Below are 21,114 nucleotides of genomic sequence, written 5' to 3'. Positions count from 1 at the left end.
ATGAAAAAGAAATATAGTTTAATAGTATTGGCATTTATGATAGTGCTAACTAGTGGTTCCTGCAAGAAATTCATCACAGAGGACCCGCAAACGGCTTTAACAGAAGAAGAGGTTTTTAAAAGTCTGGATAATATAGAGCCATTGGTTTTAGGCCTATATACCAGCTGGCGTAACACTAAAAAAGACAGAGGTGGTTTTATCTTTACTATGGGAACAGATGAAGCACAACAAGGTGCATATCAGGTTCGGACAGACGATCGTCAGGCAGGTATCGACAGATATAATGGCTTCCTTAGTGCCAGCAACACAGCGCTTGCAGAGCAATGGAATAGCAGATGGCCAGTTATCTCGGCAGCTGCGAAAGTGGTATACGCTTTGGGCTTGAATGCTGAGGAGTCTGAACGTAAGAACATTATCCTTGGTGAGGCGAGTTTCATCAGAGCTGCACTTACGTTTGAAATGACTCAATATTGGGGTGAAATTCCTATTATCGACCAGGCCAAATTCAAGGAGTATGGTACCAAACGCCAACCTTTAAATATGGTTTACAGCTTCATTATTACAGATCTGGAGAATGCAGTTAAGTATTTACCGGTAAGTCAAACTGACAAAAGAAGAGCAACTAAGGGCGCTGCCCAGGCTTTGCTTGGAAAAGTATACCTCTATGCACCAGAAGCTTCTGGTGCCAAAGATTATGCAAAAGCCAGAGATATGTTTAAACAGGTAGTAGAAAACGGCGGTTACAGTCTGGTACCTAAATATGCAGATCTATGGGACCCAACGAAACAAAATACAACTGAATCTATTTACGAATTTAAGTTTAACAATGTTTATCCCGACAATAACCAAACACAGTGGCAAATGGGATCGCGCTCATTAGCTGAAGTTGACCAGTATTGCTATTTTGGGGGTTATGATTTAATGGTACCTACTAAGTACTGTTATCAGAATACATCAGATGGTGGTGTATGGGAAGATGGGGATGTTAGAAAGGGCGAAAGTATTCGTTATGATTTTACCTACAAAGGTAAGGTTCCAACGTTAAATCCAGCGTTTGGTGGCGACGAACTTGATCCTCACGTTAAGAAATTCGAAGATCCTAGAACCGAAGGCAAGCTTAGCTTCTGGTTATCAGGAAAGAACATCTTTTACCTTCGTTATGCAGACATTCTGTTGTGCTATGCTGAAACATTAAATGAAACTGGTGCCACCTCACAAGCTGTAGATCTAATTAACAGTACCATCAGAACAAGGGCATGGGGAGGTAATTTACCTTCAGATAAAAGATGGAATGCAGGCATGTCTCAACAAGACTTCAGCACTAATATCATGGACGAAAGAATGCGTGAGCTATGTTTTGAAGGATGGAGAAGAATGGACCTGATTAGAACAGGTAAATTGGTTGAACTTGCAAAACAAAGAAATAAATGGACTAAAGAGTCAGGAAGTATTCAGGAATATCATAATCGCTATCCAATTCCATTGCAGGAAATAAAACAGAATGACGACATAGCTGAATCAGACCAAAACCCTGGCTACTCAAACAATTAGGGATAATGAGCAGCAGCATATCACGGAAATCCTGGGGCAGCTATAAAAACAAAGACATCTATCTCTTTAGAATAGAGAATGAGACCGGTGCCTTTGTAGAACTAACAAACTATGGTGCTACAGTTGTGTCAATTGTAGTACCAGATAGAAATAATAGGTTAGGTAATGTTACTCTTGGATTTCCGGAGCTGCAAGGTTATCTGGACGACACTTGTTATCTGGGTTCAACTGTAGGTCGATTTGCAAACAGAATTGCAAAAGCAAGCTTTAATCTGGATGGCATCGACTATGAGCTTGAAGCAAATGATAACGGCAATTCAAATCACAGTGCATCAACAGGATTCAATAGTAAAGTATTTGATTGTATTATAGATTATGACCTATTAATATTCAGAATATTAAGTGAGGATGGAGAAGGAGGGTATCCAGGTAATCTTACGTTGGAAGTCTGTTATCAGTGGACTCCAGACAATTCACTTTTAATTACTTATACCGCGGTGACTGATAAGAAAACAGTGGTCAATATTACGAATCATTGTTACTTTAATTTATCCGCTGATGACCGAAGTAATTCTCTCAAGCACCGGCTTACAATCAATGCCGAAAGTGTGGTAGAAGCTGGAACAGATCATATTCCTACAGGCAGAATCTTAAGAACAAGAACAACTCAAATAAACAATCTAAAAGAGATAAATACTTGTTACGTATTAAATGACCAAAACGCTGCTGCTACGCTGACAGATCCGGATTCAGGACGCATATTAGAAATATTCACCAGCTACCCAGGGCTTATGCTTTATACCGGCGATTACCTGGAAAGCCAGTACAATGGACACTCAGGGAAGCCATATAAACCGTTGGATGGCCTCTGTTTAGAATGTCAATATTATCCCGACAGCCCAAATCACTCAAACTTTCCTTCAACAATACTTGAGCCTGATCATTTGTATCAGGAAAGTATCACCTATAAATTCAGTATCGAAACTTAGCTACATATGAAACCAAATCCAGTTCTGGTAATCTTCCTCTTCATTTTTTGCCTATCAGCAGAACTCATTGCCAAAGATAAAATCTACCAGTTAAGCGCTCCCGATAATACACTTAAGGTAAAAGTAAACATCGGTGATAGCATCACTTATTCCGTATCTTTTAAAAACAAAATAGTTATTCTTCCTTCAGCCATAGCGATGACGCTTCAAAACAAAGTATTAGGTAAAGCTGCACAAGTGAAAAAGACAAGAACTTTAAGAGGCAAAGATTTCAATGAGTTATCTATTGAAATGCCTGATCAGGGATACTCCTTAATTTTTAGGGCTTATAACGAAGGTATTGCTTATCGTTTTGTGACCAGCTTTAAGGATTCGATACAGGTAGTTGCGGAAAAGGCTACATTTAACATCAATGGAAAACCAGCAGCTATACTGCAGGAAACAGACAATTATACCAGTTGGGAAGGCCAGTATATTAGATACTCATCGATTGCAGAAATATCGGGTGGCAAACGCGCTACAACTCCTGCACTTTTTGATGATAAAAGTACCGGAATAAAAGTAGTTATTGCAGAGTCTGATTTATTTGGCTATCCGGGCATGTATATCCAGAAACAAGGCGCACAGTGTATTGGTGATTGGGCAAGATACCCAACCAAGGCCGTAATGGGGAGCTGGGGTGATTTTGTTTCTGTAGTAAAAGAAAGGGGCGATTTTTTAGCCAGAACTGATGGAAACAGGGCCTTTCCATGGCGGGTGATTATCGCAACCGACAATGATAAAGATTTGCTGGATAATCATTTGATAACCCGGCTTGCGCGTCCATCAGAAATTAAAGATACCAGATGGATTAAACCAGGAAAAGCCGCATGGGAATGGTGGCATGATGCCATGCTACCCGGGGCAAGTATTCCATCGGGGATGGCAAACAGGAATACGGATTTATACAACTATTACGTTGACTTTGCCGCTGCAAATAAACTGGAATACATGATGATAGATGCAGGATGGTCTAATAACTATGACCTTACAAAGGTTAATCCTAAATTAGATGTTCAAGGTGTAATAAAAAGAGCCAGGGAAAAAAAAGTCGGCATATTTTTATGGTGTGTTGCTTCAACATTATTAAAAGATCTCAATAAAAATCTGGATTTCCTGAGTTCTATAGGCGCCGCGGGAATCAAAGTCGATTTCTTTGATCGCGATGATCAGGAGGCTATTCAATGGCTGGAACTCATTGCTAAAGAGGCAGCAAAACGAAAACTTATGATAGATTTTCATGGCTGTAGCAAGCCGACGGGTTTAGAGAAGACCTATCCGAATATTGTAAATTATGAAGCCGTAAGAGGAGCTGAGTCTGATAAGTGGGATTATACCATCAATCCTGATCATCATCTGATTATTCCTTTTGTAAGGATGCTTGCCGGCCCATTTGATTATACTCCAGGTGCAATGCGTAACAAAACTAAGGCAGCATTTAAGCCCATTGACCCAGGACTGCCATCAGGGCAGGGAACACGCTGCCATGAACTTGCCATGTATGTGATCTATGATCAGCCGTTAGGTATGCTCGCCGACTCCCCAACTGAATATGAAAAAGCTCCTGACATTATGAAATACCTTTCGGCTGTACCAACTGTAGCAGATGAAACCAAAGTAATAGATGCTAAACTAGCTGAATATGCAGTGATGGCTAAAAGAAAAGGAGACAACTGGTATGTTGGTGCAATGACCAACTGGACCGCAAGGAATCTTAAATTAGACTTCAGTTTTTTAAAGCCCGGAGTAAATTATACCGCCCAAATTTATACTGATGCTGAGGATGCAGATGTGAATGCAACCCACTATGATCTTAAAACAATTAGTGTAAACAGCAACACTAAGATAGACCTTAAACTTTCTTCGGGGGGAGGTGCTGCAATAATGATAGAAAAGTCCATCTTTAAGAAATAATAATCTATTTGACAAAGAGAATAAAACCAGCAATTTTAACCTACCAGATAATTAACCTAAATGAGCATAGAGAAAATAAGTTTTAATCATAAGTACATCATCGGTATATCCTTCATTTCTGCCTTAGGCGGTTATCTGTTTGGTTTCGACTTTGCTGTAATATCAGGTGCTTTACCTTTTTTAAGAACTCAATTTATGCTGGACGCATGGTGGGAGGGCTTTTTAACCGGATCGCTGGCATTAGGATGTATTGCCGGATGCCTGGTTGCAGGAAACATTGCTGATCGTTATGGACGCAAGCCGGGGCTCATGATAGCCGCACTTATTTTTGCACTCTCATCAATTGGCATCGCCTTTTCATCGACTTTAACACTATTTGTTGTGATGCGGTTTATGGCCGGAATAGGAGTGGGTATGGCGTCTATGTTATGCCCGATGTATATAGCAGAAATTTCGCCAGCTAAGGTAAGGGGCCGAAATGTAGCCATTAACCAGTTAACCGTAGTAATAGGAATTCTGATCACTAATCTTGTAAATTACTTCCTGGCCGATGCAGGACCCGACGCCTGGCGCTGGATGTTTGGTTTAGGAGTAGTTCCTTCAGTTATATTTTTAATAGGAGTCTTATGGCTGCCAGAAAGCCCAAGATGGCTTGTAAAAGCAGGCCAGCAGGCAAAAGCAAAAGAGGTATTACTCAAACTTGGTTCCGAATCATTTGTAAATTCAACATTCGCCGATATAGAGAAATCACTTGTCGGGATTAAGAAACAATCTTACAAGGCAGTGTTTGAAAAGAGCGTACGCCCTGCAGTAATAGTTGGTATTATACTGGCTGTTTTTCAACAGCTATGCGGCATCAATGTAGTGTTCAATTATACCTCTACGATATTTGAATCTGTTGGTGCAAACCTGGACAGGCAGCTGTTCGAAACAGTAGCAATAGGAGCAGTAAACCTAATTTTTACGCTATTGGCCATGTGGCAGGTAGATAAGCTGGGTAGAAAACCACTTATGCTCATCGGCTCCCTCGGATTATCAATAGTATACATTGTACTGGCATTCCTGCTGCAGAACCAATTTCCTGCGGGTCTGGTCTCCATTTTTGTACTTCTTGCCATTAGCATGTATGCCATTTCGCTGGCCCCGGTAACATGGGTGCTGATATCTGAGATTTTCCCCAATAAAATACGCGGAGCAGCATCGTCTGTAGCCATCATATCTTTATGGGGTGCATATTTCATCCTCGTTTTCACTTTTCCTATCCTTGCCAAAAAGCTAGGCACTTTTGGGCCATTTTATCTATACGCAGGCATCTGCTTTTTAGGCTTCCTGTTTATTAAAAGCAGGGTTAAAGAAACAAAAGGACAAACACTGGAAGAGCTTGAAGATAATTTTGTAAGACACTAACGAGCGCCTAAACACCCCAAGTAAAACTAAAGCATTTAAAATATTATTATAATGAAAAGCATGAGCGTAAACGTCTGGGAAGAGCAGGTTACCATACCCACCTATGGCATCGGTAAGCCCAATAAAAACCCTATGTTCTTTGAAAAGAGAATTTATCAGGGAAGCAGCGGCGTTGTTTATCCTAATCCTGTTGTAGAGAAGATACTTGACGAGAAGATCGACAAACAATATACAGGGCTATTTCTGGAAAATGACTACATCAAAATGATGATTCTGCCTGAATTGGGTGGACGCATTCAGATGGCATACGACAAAATAAAGGAAAGGCATTTTATTTACTATAATCAGGTAATTAAACCTGCATTAGTGGGTTTAACAGGTCCTTGGATTTCGGGAGGTATAGAGTTTAACTGGCCTCAGCATCACAGACCAACCACCTTTAATGCTATTGATTATAAGCTCGAAGAAAATAGTGATGGCAGTAAAACTATTTGGGTTAATGAGGTTGAGCAGATGTTTCATACCAAGGGAATGGCTGGTTTTACCCTTTACCCGGATAAAGCATATATTGAAATTAAAGCTAAGCTGTTAAACAGATCAGAGCTACCACAAACCTTTTTATGGTGGGCAAATCCGGCTGTAAAGGTAAATGATCATTACCAATCTGTTTTTCCACCTGATGTAAATGCCGTTTTTGATCATGGAAAACGAGATGTTTCTACCTTTCCAATTGCAACTGGAACCTATTACAAAGTTGATTACTCACCAGGAACTGATATATCAATGTATAAGAATATTCCAGTTCCAACCTCTTATATGGCCATCAATTCTGATTATGATTTTGTAGGAGGATATGAGCACGATACCGAAGCAGGTTTACTTCATGTTGCAAATCATCATGTTTCGCCTGGTAAAAAACAATGGACCTGGGGGTATAGCGACTTCGGTGTGGCCTGGGATAGAAACCTAACAGATGAAGACGGCCCTTATATTGAGTTAATGACAGGTATGTTTACTGATAATCAACCTGATTTTACCTGGCTGATGCCAAATGAGGAAAAGTCTTTCACACAATATTTTATGCCTTACCGATCATTGGGCGTAGTTAAGAATGCGAGTAAAGATATTCTGCTGGCTATTAATAAAATAGGTGGAAAAGTTGAACTTAAAATTTATGTAACATCTGTACAAAACAACTTGTTGATAAAGCTGACCAATGGCAATAAGACTTATTTTGAGGAGCTTGCAAGTATTACACCTAAAGAGGTATATGTTAAAGAACTAGCGGTAGGAGCAGATTTTAATGAGAATGAATTATTGCTTGTTATTAATAATACTAATGGGCGCGAGCTATTGCGATATGAGCCTTTAAAGAATAGAATTAATGATATTCCGGAACCGGCAAAACCTGCTTTGTCTCCAGAAGAGATTAAAAGCAATGAACAATTATTTTTAACAGGACAACATCTGGAACAGTATAGGCACGCCACTTATAGTCCGGTGCCATACTATGAAAAGGCCTTAGAAAGAGAGCATGGAGATATAAGAAATAACAATGCATTAGGCCTTTGGTATTTAAGAAGAGGGCAATTTGAAAAAAGTGAACCTTATTTCCGCAAATCCATAGAAACCAGTATCCAAAGAAATCCCAATCCTTATGATTGTGAGGCGTATTATAACCTGGGCTTATCTCTTAAATTCCAGGACAAACAGGAAGAGGCATATAAAGTGTTCTACAAATCTACCTGGAATAAAGCTTACAAAGATAGTGGCTATTTATCTGTAGCACAGATTGATATGAGTAATGGAGATTACGAACTTTCTTTAGACCACATTAATCACTCGATAGATAACAACGCCAATAATAGTAAAGCTTATGTTGTAAAATCTGCGGCTTACAGAAAGCTGCGTCAGGCAGATCAATCAATTCGCACCACGGATCTGGCTCTGGAAAAAGACGTATTTAATTTAGGCGCATTGTTTGAGAAAGTATGTGTTTACAGATCATTGAACGATGCGTTAAATGAAGAAAAATATTTGAAGGAGCTAGTTACACTAGCCAGGGGATATGAACAGAACTTTATTGAATATGCTATAGATTATGCAGAATCTGATCTATTCTCCGAAGCAATTGATTTACTTACATATGCCATCAAAGGAAAAGAGACAAATCCATTAGTTTATTATTACCTGGGATATTTTCACCACAAACTGGCTCAGACTGAGCTTGCAAGTAATTATTTTCAAACGGCCGCTGAAGCAGATTCTTACTTGTGTTTTCCTAATCGGCTACAGGAAATAAAAATTCTACGAGCTGCCATGCAGTTAAATCCGGATGACTCAAAAGCACCATACTATCTTGGAAATTTGTTTTATGACAAACGCCAGTATCCCGAAGCAATTGCTTACTGGGAGGCATCTGCGCAACTAAATGGTAATTTTCCAACTGTATTAAGAAATCTGGGCATTGCCTATTTTAACAAACAAAATGATCAGGATAAGGCTTTAGGTTATTTTGAAAAGGCTTTTAAATTAGACCCTCAGGATGATCGTTTATGCATGGAGCTACATCAACTCTATAAAAGATTAAACAGAAGCCCTAATGAACGTTTAAGCTTTCTGAAAAGGAATTTGGATACCGCATTACAAAGAGATGACGTATACCTTGATTTGATATCAATTTATAATTTCCTTGGCGAGAACAAGAAAGCACTTCAATTGCTGATGCAACGTAAATTCCACCCTTGGGAAGGTGGAGAAGGTAAGGCTTCAGGCCAATATGTATGTAGTCTTATTGAGCTTGCCAAAGAAAAAATACAGAACCAATCGTATCAAGAGGCCATCTCATTGCTTAATGATGCACAAACTTATCCGCATAATCTGGGTGAAGGAAAGTTATATGGAGCACAGGAGAATGATATATTCTATTGGCTGGGTTGTGCGTATGAAGGATTAAATGACGAAGAGAACTCAAGGAAGTATTTTAACATCGCAACAAAGGGACTTGACGAACCATCCGCGGCTATGTTTTACAACGACCAGCAACCTGACAAAATATTTTATCAGGGACTGGCCTGGAAGAAACTTGGAAATGCAGCGCAGGCTGAACAGATATTCAATAAACTAATAAGCTATGGGAATCAGCACATTAATGATCAAGTTAAGATTGATTACTTTGCTGTATCGTTACCAAACTTATTAATATTTGAAGATGACCTTAACGTTAGAAATAAAGTTCATTGCTATTTTCTCCAAGGTTTAGGCTATCTTGGCCTTGCAAAATTTGAAAATGCCATAGATGCGCTATTAAAAGCCCTGGAACTTGATGCAGAGCACCTGGGAGCAAGGCTTCATTTAGACATGGTTAAACAAAATTTTAATTATACAACGTAATACCAAATATATTTTTTAACATGAGATTTAAGACACACTCAATTCCAGCCTATGCGTCATTTGCTATGCTTTCTGCAAGTATAATGTTAAATCTGGGCAAGCTAGCCGCACAAACCATTATACCAATAGAAACGCAAAATAATGCTTTGATATTACAGGCAGATACGAATAAAGATCTGGGAACAGTTTATTTTGGAAAAAAATTATCGAATAGCAGTGAATACGGTGAGGTGTCTGGTGTATTTAAGCAAACTCCGGATTATACAGGAATGCTAAACTCAGCCTACACTGCTTCGGGCTCACGGAATTTATTAGAGCCTGCAATAACAGTAACACATGCAGATGGCAATAACTCATTGGATTTAAAGTATGTTAGTCATGATTTAAAGAAGATTAATGATGATGTTTCATTATTAAGTATAGTTTTGAAAGATCCGGTTTATAATTTTACAGTTACGCTTTATTATAAAACATACTATAAAGAAGATGTTGTAGAGCAATGGTCTTCCATTAAACACAATGAAAAAGGTAATGTAACACTTCATAAATATGCCTCAGCTAATCTTCACATAAAAAGTGCAGGTTATTATTTGAACCAATACCATGGCGACTGGGCAAAAGAGATGCAGTCGGAAGAATCAAAACTTACCCATGGCATAAAGACGCTTGATACTAAATTGGGTACAAGAGCTAATCTTTTTCAGCCATCTGTATTTATGGTATCTCTAAATAAGCCGGCAACTGAGGATGAAGGTACTGTACTATTTGGTGCTTTAGAATATAGCGGCAACTTCCGTACAGATCTGGAAGTGGATTATCAGGATAACTTACGTATTATATCAGGTATAAACAATTACGCTTCTCCGTATACACTTAAACCAAATGAAGAATTTGTTACTCCTGTATTCCTGTATACCTTATCTACGCAAGGTAAGGGGGTAGCGAGCAGAAATCTTCAAAGCTGGGCAAGAAACTACAAACTTCTGGATGGTAAGGGTACCAGATTAACCTTGCTTAACAACTGGGAGGCAACCTATTTTGATTTCAATGAAAGCAAACTTGCAGGACTTTTAAAGGATACTAAGAAACTAGGTGTTGACTTATTTTTATTAGATGATGGATGGTTTGCAAATAAATACCCTCGTAATGGTGACGTTGCAGGTTTAGGTGACTGGGAAGAAAACAAAGAGAAGTTACCTAACGGAATCTCGTCGTTAGTTAAGGAAGCTCAGAATAATAGTGTGAAATTTGGTATCTGGATAGAACCTGAAATGGTGAATCCTAAAAGTCAATTGTATGAAAAGCACCCTGATTGGGTAATTAAGCAACCTAAGAGAGATGAGTATTATTTTAGAAACCAATTGGTGCTTGACTTAACTAATCCTAAAGTTCAAGACTTTGTATATGGTGTAGTTGATGATCTATTCACTAAAAATCCGGATTTAGCCTACATTAAATGGGATTGTAATGCGGTCATCTATAATGCACACTCTGCTACCCTTAAAAATCAGTCGCACTTTTACATTGAATATGTACGTGGATTATATAAAGTATTGGAGAGAATAAGAGCTAAATATCCTAAAGTTCCAATGATGCTTTGCTCTGGCGGTGGCGGCAGGGTAGATTATGCTGCATTGCAATATTTTACAGAGTTTTGGCCTAGTGACAATACAGATCCGCTTGAACGTATTTTTATGCAGTGGGAATATTCTTATTTCTACCCTGCAATAGCAAGCTCTAACCATGTAACCGATTGGGGTAAACAACCAATTAAGTTCCGTACTGATGTGGCCATGATGGGTAAATTAGGGTTCGACATTGTGGTTAGTCATTTAAAAGAGAATGACCTTAAATACTGTCAGGATGCAATTAAAACTTATAACGAAATAAAGTCTATCATCTGGCAGGGTAATCAATATCGTTTATCAAACCCAAAAGAATCTAGCGTGGCTTCTATGTTATACATGGATGAAAACAAATCCTCAGGAGTGATATTTAACTATCTTGTAAACTACAGATATGGAGTAAACAGTAGCCTGCCGATTTTATTAAAGGGATTGGATGCTGCCAGGAAATACAAGATTGAAGAGATAAATCTTTATCCGGGCACTACTTCTACTATAAAAGGCGGCAAATCATACACAGGAGATTTCTTGATGAAAGTAGGATTTAACCCTGATGTGAACTCTTCAAGAGCGAGTGTAATATTAAAGATCGAAGAAGTAAAATAGAATAACTGATAACGCAAGATGGATACCAATTTTGATTTGAATGAACATCCGCACACGCGGCAGAATATTTTAACAGGAGAGTGGGTTTTAGTATCTCCGCACAGAACTAAACGGCCATGGCAGGGAAAGTTAGAATCACTGCCTGCCGACAACCGACCTCAGCATGATCCTACTTGTTACCTATGTGCAGGTAACGAAAGAGCAGACGGAAGCAGAAATCCGGATTACACTACCAATTTTGCTTTTACAAACGATTATTCAGCATTGTTGCCGGATACTCCAGTAGGAGAAATAGCTATAGACGGTTTACTGAAAGCAGAAAGTCAGTCAGGAATTTGTAGAGTTATTGCTTTTTCCCCACGACACGATCTTACATTGGCAGAACTTGATCTGATAGCAATTAAAGGGATTATTAAGTTATGGGCAGAAGAGTTTAAGACTTTAAGTAATAACCCTTCAATTAAGCATATTCAGATATTCGAGAACAAAGGTGAATTAATGGGATGCAGTAATCCTCATCCTCATGGCCAGATTTGGGCACAGAACAGCCTCCCCCTTGAGATCCATAAAGAAACAATAAATCAGAAGAAATATTTCCAGGTAAACGGCAGAAGTTTACTTACAGACTATCTTAAAGTAGAGCTTAAAGAGCAAAAGAGAATAGTATTTGAAAACGATAGTTTTGTAGTACTGGTACCTTTTTGGGCGGTATGGCCTTATGAAACCATGATTATAAGCAAAAGACATGTAAGAAGCGTGCTGGAGTTTACAGAGCAAGAACAAGGAGACCTTGCAGCAGCACTGAAAAATATAACCGTAAGATACGACAACCTTTTCCAGGTTTCATTTCCTTACTCGGCTGGTATGCATCAAATGCCGGTAAACGATGGCGATCATGCTGAATGGCATTGGCATATGCACTTTTATCCACCACTTTTAAGATCTGCAACAATCAAAAAATTTATGGTTGGATATGAAATGCTTGGTAATCCTCAGCGTGATATTACACCGGAAGCAGCTGCAGAAACTTTAAGAAACCTATCTGATATTCATTATAAAAGCAATAATCTTTCATAGTTAAAAAACAAATGGTTTTTATTAACTTTAAGTAGACGTTTAAAGAAATCTACTAAAGTATTAATACCATGGAAAAAGAGGAGATAAAATCATTATTAGAGATTATTGACCAACAAGTAAGTTCTTCAGTACTGGGCGGAATGGAAGAACAGTATGAAGAACTTGAAGAGTTGGGTTTTATAACAATCAACAGACATAGCGTACAGCATTCAGCTTCTATAACCCCTTTGGGAATGGAATATCTGGATCAGGAATAGGGATTTTTTCTTCATAGGTTATCAAAACGTTATATGTATTTTGGTACGTCTTTTGACAGATAACAATGCCATTGAAATGTCGAACAAAATGAATTAAAAAGTAGTCACTCCTAAACCTCCTCGCTATGAACACTACTGATTTCAACCACCAACTTAGTCTAAATCAAAGCGCTCTAGAAACTTTTGCCTTTAAGTTTACCCAAGACTATGAGGACGCCAATGATCTGGTTCAGGATACTTTATTAAAGGCGATGCGCTATTCCAGAAAATTCAGGGATGGCACAAATTTCCGGGGATGGTTGTATACCATCATGAAAAATACTTTTATCAATAGCTATAGAAGAGGAGTAAAGACGAGGTCATTCATTACTACGCACGAAGAAATCCCTGTCTCGCAATTACAGAATAGTGCTACAGGGAATTCAGGGGAAAATAAATTTATGCTTGAAGATATTCATAATGCGATGAAGAAACTTCAACCTGAATATTTAACCCCGTTCATTAAGTATTTTGAAGGCTTTAAGTATCATGAAATCTCTGAAATGCTGCATGTCCCGATCGGAACAGTAAAAACAAGAATACACATGGCCAGGGGGATCTTAAAAAAGAACCTTAAAATGTACACGGATGAGTTTGCAGCTAAAGGTTGATAATTTTTATGGATTCTTCTCTAAATAGTTATCAATAGCCTTTTCCAGGTCTTCATATCCTTCAGGAGGAAAGCATCTTGATCCTGGATGCTCTATGGTCCATTTTCCGTTGGCCCGACTCAGTACAATCGGGTCTGGTTCGCCTGTAACCAATTCTACTTTAAATTTTAGGCAGTTATCGGATGAAGTTACAAGGACATCCAGTTCCATGCTCGCTTTCCTGAATCTAACTGGAAATGTTCTCATATGTTGTATCCTCCTATTATTTAATTACACCTTTGCTACTCATATCATCGAACAACCTTTTATTGAAGTCTGTAGCAAGGGCCTGGGGACTGGAAGGATCCAATGACTTGGTCTGCACGGAATAAATCAGTTTCTCGGTATTCAAGCTATAGAAATTCGCTTCAAGTATAAACTTATTGGTTACCGTATAATATCCCGGTTCATAAACCCTCGCATACATCGTGTGGTAATAGCCCCAGAAACGATAGGTTCTGGGCCAGATGCTTACCGAACCAGGGTTGTAATTTTTTTCTTTTGTTTTATCCAGCAAAGCAATAGTAAAAGTACCATCATACCCTTTATTTCTTATTTTCTTAAGCGCTTGAGATTCACTCAGACCTTCAAAGGCTTTTGGGCCATACTCAGCCAATGCCGATCCTGCATTAATGCCACGGGCCTTAAGATTTTGCACTGTCACATTCTCCACATTCTCTTTAAGACTCCTGTCTTTTGCACCCATCAATCCAATTACGAGCACTTTATTAGATTTTTCTATTGTCCCCTGAGGATCTGCCCATGATGAAATGATCTTCGTACTATTGCATGCATTTAACAAAATGGTAAATAGAAGAACCATTCCTATTGCACCGGGCAACAATAATTTTTTCATGTTTTATAAGTTTATATATACTTATAACAATCCATAACCCATTTGGTTGTAAGAATTTAGCGCAAAATTTTAGTGATTTAATTTGTATCAATCTGTAGGATGAATTGGAAATTGAGTAGGTACAGTTACTGGTTCCTACTCAATTGAACCTTATTAAAATTATAGTTTAACAATTACACCACACCCCACTCTAGGTCCAGAATTTCCTGTAGGTTGGGTAGTATAGTCATCAGTACCTCCGTGAACTATTATTCCTCTATCAATGATGTTTTTGATGTCATTTTCTTCAATGCTCCACCTATCTGTGGTAACTGAAATTGAACCGTGTCCTTTGCTGTCTAGTTGAATATTTCCAATGTCGCCAGAGTGATATGCGGCAGAACCCCATTTACCATGTGCCTCGTTTGTAGGGTTCCAGTGTCCATGCGTATTATTTCCCATGTCCCCACAATCCCCATGCTCATGAAAATGAACAGCCACAGTACTGTCGGCCCTCGCCGGAAAATTAAGTTCCAGATCCATTCTCATTTTCCCGTCTTTTAATTGATAGAATTTTGCCATTCCTATGTCTTTGGCATCAGCTGTTGTTGCTAGTTTTGCTTGTGCTACTTCAACTTCTGCAGTAGGAGAGCAGGAAGTAAATAATGCCACTATTGTTATAATGGCGATTGTTAAATAATTTTTCATATCGTTATATATATTGGTAATTACTATTTAGAACAAAACCTATCACTTTAAGTTTTATAGAATTTGTGTTTGGTTGGCAGAATAGAATAAATTGGAGCAACTTTTGATATGAGTGTGCGTGCTTGCTAAATTAAAACAGAGTACTATATTTAAAACTTAAGTAAAAAGGAGATTATATACCGATGAGAAAATACCTGATAATTTTATTGTTATGCTTAGCATCTGCAACATTCGCACAAGACAAATATTGGCAACAGCATGTGAATTATAATATTGATGTTGCCCTTAACGATCAAGATAAGTCTTTAAAAGGCTTTGAAACTATAGTGTATAAAAACAATTCCCCATCAGAATTAGACTTTATCTGGTTCCATATTTGGCCAAATGCCTATAAACAGGAATCTACAGCATTGTTCCAGCAGATAAAGAATGATACTTCGCGCGTTAAAAAACTGGATAAATACACATATGGCAGCATTGAAGGTTTGAATTTTAAAGTAAACGGAAAAACGGCAGAAACCGAGGCTCATCCTAATCCCCAATATATTGATGTGATTAAGCTAAAGTTAAAGTCGCCCTTAAAATCTGGTGATTCAGTTACAATAACTACTGATTTTAAAGTAAAACTACCTTCTTATTTTTCCAGATCAGGTTTTGCTGATGGCGAGTTTATGGTTTGCCAATGGTATCCTAAGCCTGCCGTGTTTGATAAGAATGGCTGGCACGAGTTTCCTTATCTTGATATGGGAGAGTTCTACAGCGACTACGGCACGTTTAAAGTAAATATAACTGTACCATCTAACTATGTAGTAGGTGCAACAGGAGTATTGCAGAATACAGATGAGCTTGCATTGTATAAAAGCATTGGGGCAAAAAACGTTGCCAATAGAACAGGAGATCCTGTAGTTTACAAACCTATAAACAAAAGTGCTACCAAGAAGCTAACCTATAAAATTGACAGCGTTCCGGACTTCGCCTGGTTTGCTGACAAGGATTTCGTAATACAATACGATACAGTTAAACTAGCATCCGGTAAAGTAATTGATGCTTTTAACTACTACCACAATAAAAAAGAAACGTTATGGAGTAATAGCATCGATTATACAAAAGATGCTGTAAGAAAATACAGCAACTGGGTTGGTGAGTATGAGTACCCCGTAGTACAGGTAGTTGAGGGGCCGGCAAATAATTCAAGCGGAGGTATGGAATACCCGACCATTACATTAATTACAAGCCCTGATGCTAAAAAGGAATCCTTAGATGGTGTTATTGCGCACGAGATTGGTCATAATTGGTTTATGAGTATGCTTGGTAGCAATGAAAGACAACATACCTGGTTAGATGAAGGCCTAAATACTTATTTTCAGTTCAGATATGAGGCTGAAAAATACAGGGCCAATTCAATATTTGGTGATGCTATCCCAGCAGAAGTTAAAGCTTTACCAGAAAAGGAATTTTTAGATCGCACTTATGGTGCAATGGCTAGCATCCCTATGAAATCGGCTATTGAAACCCCTTCAGATAAATTTACTTCTTCTGATGATTACAGCATGACTTCTTACATAAAGACTGCATTATGGTTGTATATCCTTGAAAATTCTGTTGGAAGAGATAAAATGGATATCGCCTTTAAACATTATTTTGATAAATGGAAGAATAAACATCCCCAACCAGAAGATTTAAAAGCTTCATTTGAAGAATCTTTAGGTACCAATCTGGATAAATATTTCCAATTGCTTAATAAGTCAGGATCATTTAGTGAACAGCCTTAAACATTTTACCGAATTTTTAATGCTATTTACCGAGTGTTTTCTGTAATACAGCCCTTCAGCATTGGTGAGCGTTGTTTTTGCAAGTAGTTTTGAAGAAAAAAAAGCTATGGAAACTTTAAATAACAAAACCAGATCAAATCGCCATTTCGGAATGGGTATTTTTTTACTTGTAGTTGGCGCCATCTTTTTATTAAGAAACATCGGCCTTAATATTCCATTCTGGGTGTTGAGCTGGCATACATTCTTCCTGGCTTTCGGATTATTAATAGGCTATAGGAAGAACTTTAAAGCAGGTGTTTGGGTATTTTTTGTGATACTTGGAGGTGTATTTACTTTAAAGGATCTGGTATTCTTTGATATTTCACAATATACGACTGCATTGGTTTTAATAGGTGTAGGGCTTTATATGATTTTCAGGCCTAAAAAAGACGTTCAGTTTTGTGATTTCGGAAACAGAAAATAATTAAATCTATCATATATTAAAAGGAGGCAACCGGACGCGGATGCCTTTTTTTGTACCAGAACAATCCTATCAACCTGATTTAAGGTAGTACACAGGTAAAAAAAATCATTTACCTTTAATCATACACAACATATAACTATATTAAGCGTGTATTTAACACATGAAAATGATAACAGGAAAGATTCTTAGAAGGGTGTTAGTTCTATCACTTGTATTGTTTAACATTGGTTGCGATCAGGTTACTAAAAGTATTGTAAGAAAGCATGTAGATTATAATGAGAGCATAAAGATCATTAGTAACAATTTTACGTTAACTAAGGTTGAGAATTCGGGTGCTTTTTTAAGTTCAGGAGAGGCACTGCCTGCACCTATCAAGTTTGTGCTGCTTTCTTTATTACCATTGTTTGTATTGGGTTTTGGCATCTATTATATTTTGAGCAAAACCGAATTGGATAAATTACTAATTGTTGGTGTTAGCTTTGTAATTGGTGGTGGTATAGGGAATCTATACGACAGACTATTATACGGATCAGTTACTGACTTTTTGCATATAGATTTTGGAATCTTTCAAACGGGTGTGTTTAATATTGCAGATGTATCCATAATGATAGGTATGTTAATGATATTAACCCATTTGTATTTTAAAAGAGCTAATCCAGAGCTAGCTTAAAAGCTATTTAGCAGGTGGTGATATTTTTTTTGCCCGTTCCAAAAAACTTTGCTCTTCCAGTTTTTGTTCGACCTCGGCAATAGCTTTCATGATATTGTTGGTAGTGTTTGTTACTTCAGTTAAAGCCAAAACCATTATATCCCATACAGGTTTCATTTGTTCAAGCAGTTTTTTGCCTTTTTCAGTTAGTAAAATGAGTCTTTTCCGTTCATCCTGTTTATCTTTTTTGGAACGTATGATCTTTTCCTTTTCCAGCTCTTTTAGTAAGCTAATGGTTGAGGGATGGGTATAACCAATTTCAGCAGCAAGTTCAACAACACTTAACACGGGTTTAAAATGCAGCGTATAGATAACAGGAAACCATTTGGGTTCAAAATCTATATGGTGTGCCTTATATAGAAGAAAACCATCCTTACGAAACTGCTCGCTTAAGCGCTGTAGCCTTGTTGATATAGCCAGAATACCTGATTCATTAATTACATTCATGTGCTGATATTTCAAATGGTTTATTTAAGTGCTAAATTTCTCAAATCTAAGTGAAAAAACGTGTTGTCAGCCATCATTCTTGGAAAGTAGGATGGAAGTGCTTCTACATTGATCTTCACAAAACCATTTCTTTCGTAAAACCTGCAGGCAGCCTTCAGTATGTCTACAGTGCCAAGGTATATATCAGTTATATCGTGCTGCGTGCAGTAATCAATAAGTGATTCAAGCAACCCTTGGGCAATGTTGAGTTCTTTTCCCCTGTAAGCTTTTTTAACAAACATTTTTCTGATAACCCCGGTATGATGACCAACATTCATCAATGCTATTGTGCCTACTAGTTCTTCATTATTTAAAGCGCCCCAAAATCCGCCACCATCCTTGTGGTAATTCGTTTCTATATCTAAAAGATCTGGCTGACCTTCCAGTGTAATTGGCACTCCAAATTCGATCTGTTGAATTGGGAGAATAATGTCAATTATTCGTGCACAGTAGTTGTTGTAAATGGGTTCTATTGATATCGAGGTACTCATACATTTTTAATTTATGTTCTAAAGTACGTAGTTAACTACATATATTCATGTAGAAATACACAATGTGAGATTTTTATGATAATTTGAGTAAGGGATTAGGTATTAAGCATTGGCTTAAAGTCAGGGTCTTTACCTCTTAAGTCAATTCCTCCTTCATAAATAGATTTTAAATTAACAAGATAAAATGACCATCCATTATGGCATCCCAATCTAATATTCCGCATGCTATTTTCGTCGGTAGGTATATTCTTTTGAGTAAGCTCCACTAAAACATAGTCCTTTTGAACAGATAGCTTCACATCAACAAGGCATTCTCCCTCAAAGGTAAACTGGATAAAATCAGAACCATTTGCTTCTGTTATCTTACCTGTTGCCTTATCATCATATAAGTACCAGAGCCATTCGTAAAAGTTGTCTTTCTGTAAAGGATCATCTTTGCCTATTTTGTTTCCATCAGTGTTGGTGAAGACGGCCTCTTTCAAAAACCATTTTTCTATTTCAGCGCTTCTGGTCCAGGCGTTGTAAATATCGCTTAGACTCGCTCTCACTAAAATTCTTATTGTAAATGAGGTCCAATCAAAGTTTTTCATAGCATTTGCTTAAGGTAATTCAAATTTAACTTTAGTAATATAAAATATGGCTTGCCATAAAAGCCAAGATAGCACTTATTTAATGTAAACAGTTTTAATGTTCACAAACTCTCTGATACCAAACACCCCCAGTTCACGACCATAACCGGATTGGTTGATCCCACCAAAAGGCAATCTGGGATCAGACTTAACTAATGAATTTACAAAGCAAGAGCCGGCATTTAATTGTGTCTTTGCTATCTGTTCGCCTAATGAGCCATCTTTCGTAAATACTGCAGCACCTAAGCCAAAAGGGGTGTCATTTGCGATTTTTATCGCCTCATCCGTATTCCTTGCTGAAATCACTAGCGCTACCGGACCAAAAATTTCTTCTTCATAAGCAGGCATACCTTTTTTTATACCGGTTAAAATTGTTGGGGTGTAAAATGCATGTCGGCCTTTAAAATCAGGGATTTGCCCTCCAAGAATACATTTGGCACCTGCCTTTATGTTTTCTTTCACTCGCTCATGTAGATCATCCCTAAGATCTAATCTAGACATTGGCCCCAGGTTGGTCTCAGCATCAAAAGGATCACCTGTTATTCTAGCTGCCATTTTATTTTTAAACAGCCTTACAAATTCCTTTTCAATTTTCTTTATTACAATAAATCTTTTGGCAGCAATACAGCTTTGGCCATTATTTATGAGTCTGCTTTGCGCACAGATATCGGCTGCCAGTTCAAGATCTGCATCTTCTAAAATTAGATACGGATCACTACCACCAAGCTCCAGTACACTTTTCTTTAGTTGCTGAGCCGCTTGTTGCGCAACCTGTATGCCTGCTTCTGTACTTCCTGTTAACGTAACCGCCTTGATGTACGGATGTGCGATAACCTGTTTAACAACTTTACTATTAATTAACAAAACCTGGAATACATTTGCAGGGAATCCGGCATCTTTAATTATATGTTCAATACTTAATGCACAGCCACTAACATTAGATGCATGTTTTAACACACCACAATTACCAGCCATTAAGGCAGGAGCCAGGAACCTGAATAATTGCCAATACGGAAAGTTCCAGGGCATTATTGCGAATACCACTCCTAAAGGCCGGAAACTTGTATAACTTTTAACAGCCTCTGTTTTAATTAACTCATCTTTCAAAAAGACCTCACCATTATCTGCATAATAATCGCAAACGGATGCACATTTTTCAATTTCGGCTATACCATCTCTAATCGGTTTGCCCATTTCCAAGGCCATTAAAGCTGCCAGTTTTTCCTTACGTTGTATAAGCAACGCAGATGTTTTCTTTAACAAAGAAGCTCTTTCAGCAAAACTTGTGTTTTGCCATTTTAACCACGCAGTCTGTGTGGTCGCTATTTTTTTGTCGATCTGTTCCCAGGAATGTTCTTTATAGCTTTTGATTACTTTTCCAGTAACCGGATTAACTGATTGAATGCTCATATCTTTTTATTTTATTCGCCCGCTAATTGATCAACAGATGTAATCAAAAGTTGTTTGACCTTGC

Annotated in this window: 19 protein-coding genes; 12 read left to right on the top strand and 7 right to left on the bottom strand. The window is 37.9% G+C overall.

Annotation, left to right across the window (positions count from 1 at the left end; translation table 11 throughout):
* The 9 genes from AC6CH7_RS11430 to AC6CH7_RS11390 all read left to right on the top strand — a co-directional run bounded on the left by AC6CH7_RS11430 (window position 1) and on the right by AC6CH7_RS11390 (window position 13,508).
* Window positions 1–1,551, top strand: a complete 1,551-nt coding sequence (locus AC6CH7_RS11430) for a RagB/SusD family nutrient uptake outer membrane protein (protein ID WP_498262827.1) — start codon at window positions 1–3, stop codon at window positions 1,549–1,551.
* A gap of 5 nt (window positions 1,552–1,556) precedes the next feature.
* A complete protein-coding gene (locus tag AC6CH7_RS11425; protein ID WP_498262826.1) occupies window positions 1,557–2,540 on the top strand; it encodes an aldose epimerase family protein in 984 nt (327 codons plus the stop codon).
* A gap of 6 nt (window positions 2,541–2,546) precedes the next feature.
* Window positions 2,547–4,493 carry a glycoside hydrolase family 97 protein gene (locus AC6CH7_RS11420; protein WP_498262825.1) on the top strand — a complete coding sequence of 649 codons (1,947 nt, stop codon included), beginning with the start codon at window positions 2,547–2,549 and terminating at the stop codon, window positions 4,491–4,493.
* A gap of 60 nt (window positions 4,494–4,553) precedes the next feature.
* Window positions 4,554–5,900 carry a sugar porter family MFS transporter gene (locus AC6CH7_RS11415; RefSeq protein ID WP_498262824.1) on the top strand — a complete coding sequence of 449 codons (1,347 nt, stop codon included), beginning with the start codon at window positions 4,554–4,556 and terminating at the stop codon, window positions 5,898–5,900.
* A gap of 51 nt (window positions 5,901–5,951) precedes the next feature.
* Window positions 5,952–9,293: a DUF5107 domain-containing protein gene (locus AC6CH7_RS11410; protein ID WP_498262823.1), complete on the top strand. Its 3,342-nt coding sequence runs from the start codon at window positions 5,952–5,954 to the stop codon at window positions 9,291–9,293.
* Between the two features lie 20 nt (window positions 9,294–9,313).
* Window positions 9,314–11,524 carry an alpha-galactosidase gene (locus AC6CH7_RS11405; protein ID WP_498262822.1) on the top strand — a complete coding sequence of 737 codons (2,211 nt, stop codon included), beginning with the start codon at window positions 9,314–9,316 and terminating at the stop codon, window positions 11,522–11,524.
* Window positions 11,525–11,542: 18 nt separating this feature from the next.
* Entirely contained in the window at window positions 11,543–12,601 is a 1,059-nt protein-coding gene (locus tag AC6CH7_RS11400) for a UDP-glucose--hexose-1-phosphate uridylyltransferase (RefSeq protein ID WP_498262821.1), read from the top strand.
* A 68-nt stretch (window positions 12,602–12,669) separates the two neighbouring features.
* A complete protein-coding gene (locus tag AC6CH7_RS11395; RefSeq protein WP_498262820.1) occupies window positions 12,670–12,858 on the top strand; it encodes a hypothetical protein in 189 nt (62 codons plus the stop codon).
* A 125-nt stretch (window positions 12,859–12,983) separates the two neighbouring features.
* Window positions 12,984–13,508 carry an RNA polymerase sigma factor gene (locus AC6CH7_RS11390; RefSeq protein WP_294874777.1) on the top strand — a complete coding sequence of 175 codons (525 nt, stop codon included), beginning with the start codon at window positions 12,984–12,986 and terminating at the stop codon, window positions 13,506–13,508.
* A 6-nt stretch (window positions 13,509–13,514) separates the two neighbouring features.
* Here AC6CH7_RS11390 and AC6CH7_RS11385 read toward each other — a convergent pair whose 3' ends face one another.
* The 3 genes from AC6CH7_RS11385 to AC6CH7_RS11375 all read right to left on the bottom strand — a co-directional run bounded on the left by AC6CH7_RS11385 (window position 13,515) and on the right by AC6CH7_RS11375 (window position 15,054).
* Entirely contained in the window at window positions 13,515–13,754 is a 240-nt protein-coding gene (locus AC6CH7_RS11385) for a hypothetical protein (protein WP_498262819.1), read from the bottom strand.
* A 16-nt stretch (window positions 13,755–13,770) separates the two neighbouring features.
* Entirely contained in the window at window positions 13,771–14,403 is a 633-nt protein-coding gene (locus AC6CH7_RS11380; RefSeq protein ID WP_498262818.1) for a hypothetical protein, read from the bottom strand.
* A gap of 159 nt (window positions 14,404–14,562) precedes the next feature.
* A complete protein-coding gene (locus AC6CH7_RS11375) occupies window positions 14,563–15,054 on the bottom strand; it encodes a superoxide dismutase family protein (protein WP_498262817.1) in 492 nt (163 codons plus the stop codon).
* A gap of 218 nt (window positions 15,055–15,272) precedes the next feature.
* Between AC6CH7_RS11375 and AC6CH7_RS11370 the strand changes: the two genes are divergently transcribed.
* From AC6CH7_RS11370 to lspA, 3 genes are all read left to right on the top strand, one after another.
* On the top strand, window positions 15,273–16,862 hold the full coding sequence (locus AC6CH7_RS11370; protein ID WP_498262816.1) for a M1 family metallopeptidase: 1,590 nt from the start codon (window positions 15,273–15,275) through the stop codon (window positions 16,860–16,862).
* Between the two features lie 106 nt (window positions 16,863–16,968).
* A complete protein-coding gene (locus AC6CH7_RS11365) occupies window positions 16,969–17,325 on the top strand; it encodes a LiaF transmembrane domain-containing protein (RefSeq protein WP_498262815.1) in 357 nt (118 codons plus the stop codon).
* Window positions 17,326–17,485: 160 nt separating this feature from the next.
* Window positions 17,486–17,995: a signal peptidase II gene (gene lspA, locus AC6CH7_RS11360; protein WP_498262814.1), complete on the top strand. Its 510-nt coding sequence runs from the start codon at window positions 17,486–17,488 to the stop codon at window positions 17,993–17,995.
* A gap of 3 nt (window positions 17,996–17,998) precedes the next feature.
* On the opposite strand, the gene AC6CH7_RS11355 is transcribed toward lspA, so the two are convergent.
* The 4 genes from AC6CH7_RS11355 to AC6CH7_RS11340 form a co-directional block, all read right to left on the bottom strand.
* On the bottom strand, window positions 17,999–18,481 hold the full coding sequence (locus AC6CH7_RS11355) for a MarR family winged helix-turn-helix transcriptional regulator (protein WP_498262813.1): 483 nt from the start codon (window positions 18,479–18,481) through the stop codon (window positions 17,999–18,001).
* A 20-nt stretch (window positions 18,482–18,501) separates the two neighbouring features.
* A complete protein-coding gene (locus AC6CH7_RS11350) occupies window positions 18,502–19,011 on the bottom strand; it encodes a GNAT family N-acetyltransferase (protein ID WP_498262812.1) in 510 nt (169 codons plus the stop codon).
* 95 nt (window positions 19,012–19,106) lie between these two features.
* On the bottom strand, window positions 19,107–19,601 hold the full coding sequence (locus AC6CH7_RS11345) for an SRPBCC family protein (RefSeq protein WP_498262811.1): 495 nt from the start codon (window positions 19,599–19,601) through the stop codon (window positions 19,107–19,109).
* 75 nt (window positions 19,602–19,676) lie between these two features.
* Window positions 19,677–21,050, bottom strand: a complete 1,374-nt coding sequence (locus AC6CH7_RS11340) for an NAD-dependent succinate-semialdehyde dehydrogenase (RefSeq protein WP_498262810.1) — start codon at window positions 21,048–21,050, stop codon at window positions 19,677–19,679.
* Window positions 21,051–21,114: the final 64 nt, after the last annotated feature.

The sequence above is a fragment of the Pedobacter sp. GQ55 genome, assembly GCF_059758925.1.
The sequence above is the reverse complement of the archived record's forward strand: the minus strand, read 5'-3'. Positions and strand labels throughout refer to the sequence as shown.

Coding starts and splice junctions, on each gene's coding strand:
- AC6CH7_RS11430 (WP_498262827.1), top strand. CDS start 1: ATGAAAAAGAAATATAGTTTAATAGTATTGGCATTTATGATAGTGCTA.
- AC6CH7_RS11425 (WP_498262826.1), top strand. CDS start 1,557: ATGAGCAGCAGCATATCACGGAAATCCTGGGGCAGCTATAAAAACAAA.
- AC6CH7_RS11420 (WP_498262825.1), top strand. CDS start 2,547: ATGAAACCAAATCCAGTTCTGGTAATCTTCCTCTTCATTTTTTGCCTA.
- AC6CH7_RS11415 (WP_498262824.1), top strand. CDS start 4,554: ATGAGCATAGAGAAAATAAGTTTTAATCATAAGTACATCATCGGTATA.
- AC6CH7_RS11410 (WP_498262823.1), top strand. CDS start 5,952: ATGAAAAGCATGAGCGTAAACGTCTGGGAAGAGCAGGTTACCATACCC.
- AC6CH7_RS11405 (WP_498262822.1), top strand. CDS start 9,314: ATGAGATTTAAGACACACTCAATTCCAGCCTATGCGTCATTTGCTATG.
- AC6CH7_RS11400 (WP_498262821.1), top strand. CDS start 11,543: ATGGATACCAATTTTGATTTGAATGAACATCCGCACACGCGGCAGAAT.
- AC6CH7_RS11395 (WP_498262820.1), top strand. CDS start 12,670: ATGGAAAAAGAGGAGATAAAATCATTATTAGAGATTATTGACCAACAA.
- AC6CH7_RS11390 (WP_294874777.1), top strand. CDS start 12,984: ATGAACACTACTGATTTCAACCACCAACTTAGTCTAAATCAAAGCGCT.
- AC6CH7_RS11385 (WP_498262819.1), bottom strand. CDS start 13,754: ATGAGAACATTTCCAGTTAGATTCAGGAAAGCGAGCATGGAACTGGAT.
- AC6CH7_RS11380 (WP_498262818.1), bottom strand. CDS start 14,403: ATGAAAAAATTATTGTTGCCCGGTGCAATAGGAATGGTTCTTCTATTT.
- AC6CH7_RS11370 (WP_498262816.1), top strand. CDS start 15,273: ATGAGAAAATACCTGATAATTTTATTGTTATGCTTAGCATCTGCAACA.
- AC6CH7_RS11365 (WP_498262815.1), top strand. CDS start 16,969: ATGGAAACTTTAAATAACAAAACCAGATCAAATCGCCATTTCGGAATG.
- lspA (WP_498262814.1), top strand. CDS start 17,486: ATGAAAATGATAACAGGAAAGATTCTTAGAAGGGTGTTAGTTCTATCA.
- AC6CH7_RS11355 (WP_498262813.1), bottom strand. CDS start 18,481: ATGAATGTAATTAATGAATCAGGTATTCTGGCTATATCAACAAGGCTA.
- AC6CH7_RS11350 (WP_498262812.1), bottom strand. CDS start 19,011: ATGAGTACCTCGATATCAATAGAACCCATTTACAACAACTACTGTGCA.
- AC6CH7_RS11345 (WP_498262811.1), bottom strand. CDS start 19,601: ATGAAAAACTTTGATTGGACCTCATTTACAATAAGAATTTTAGTGAGA.
- AC6CH7_RS11340 (WP_498262810.1), bottom strand. CDS start 21,050: ATGAGCATTCAATCAGTTAATCCGGTTACTGGAAAAGTAATCAAAAGC.